We start from the raw sequence: 1308 nt of genomic DNA on the forward strand, positions 1-1308 counted from the left end.
GAAGTTCACCGAGGAGACGCCGTATAAGCCCTCGAGCCCCTACAGCTCCACCAAGGCGAGCTCCGACATGCTCGTGCGCGCATGGACCCGCACCTACGGGCTTCGCACCACGATCTCCAACTGCTCCAACAACTACGGCCCCTACCAGCACGTGGAGAAGTTCATCCCCAGGCAGATCACGAACATCGTCGACGGCGTGCGCCCCAAGCTCTACGGGAAGGGCGAGAACGTCCGCGACTGGATCCACACCGAGGACCACTCCAGCGCCGTCTGGGACATCCTCACCAAGGGCCGCATGGGGGAGACCTACCTCATCGGAGCCAATGGGGAGAAGAACAACATCACGGTCCTGCGCATGATCCTCGAGGCCATGGGGCGCGACCCCGAGGACTTCGACCGGGTCGCCGACCGCCCCGGCCACGATCGCCGCTACGCCATCGACTCGACCAAGCTCCAGAGCGAGCTCGGCTGGAGGCCGGCGCACACCGACTTCGACGAGGGCCTGAGGGCCACTATCGACTGGTACGTAGAGAACGAGTCCTGGTGGCGCCCGGCCAAGGAGGCCACCGAGGCCAGGTACAGGGCCCAGGGTCAGTAGGAGGGGAGAGACATGGCAGACATCGCATTCGAGAAGGACCTCTCCGTCGCCGAGACCGGCATCGGGGGCCTCAAGGTCGTCGACCTCGCCGTCCACGGCGACTCGCGCGGCTGGTTCAAGGAGAACTGGCAGCGCGCCAAGATGTGCGCCCTGGGCATCCCGGACCTCCGCGTCGTCCAGAACAACATCTCCTACAACGAGAAGAGGGGCGTCACGCGCGGCATCCACGCCGAGCCCTGGGACAAGTTCATCTCCGTGGCGCGCGGCTCGGTCTTCGGCGCATGGGTGGACCTGCGCGAGGGAAGCGCCACCTACGGCAAGGTCTACACGACCGTGCTCGACCCCTCGAAGGCCATCTACGTGCCGCGCGGCGTGGGCAACTCCTTCCAGGCCCTGGAGGACGGCACCGCCTACACCTACCTGGTGGACGCCCACTGGTCGCCGGAGCTCAAGAGGACCTACACCTTCGTGAACCTCGCCGACCCCGAGCTCGCCATCGAGTGGCCCATCCCGCTCGACGAGGCCACCGTCTCCGATGCCGACCTCAACCACCCGATGCTCAAGGACGTCGTCCCCATGGCGCCGAAGCGCACCCTCGTCACCGGCTGCAACGGCCAGTTGGGCCATGCGGTCCGCGCGCTGGCGGAGGAGCGCGGCGTCGCCAAGGACTTCGACTTCTGCGACATCGACACCTTCGACATGTCCGACCC

The 1308-nt window shown here is 66.5% G+C and carries 2 protein-coding genes; both read left to right on the plus strand.

What is annotated here, in order from left to right:
* On the plus strand, nucleotides 1-598 hold a 598-nt coding region (locus DW171_RS09940), incomplete at its 5' end, for a dTDP-glucose 4,6-dehydratase (protein ID WP_118271096.1).
* A gap of 12 nt (nucleotides 599-610) precedes the next feature.
* Nucleotides 611-1308: dTDP-4-dehydrorhamnose 3,5-epimerase family protein (locus DW171_RS09945; RefSeq protein ID WP_147357360.1), on the plus strand; the 698-nt coding region annotated here is incomplete at its 3' end.

It is taken from the genome of Collinsella sp. AM15-2 (assembly GCF_003471985.1).
GTDB lineage: Bacteria > Actinomycetota > Coriobacteriia > Coriobacteriales > Coriobacteriaceae > Collinsella.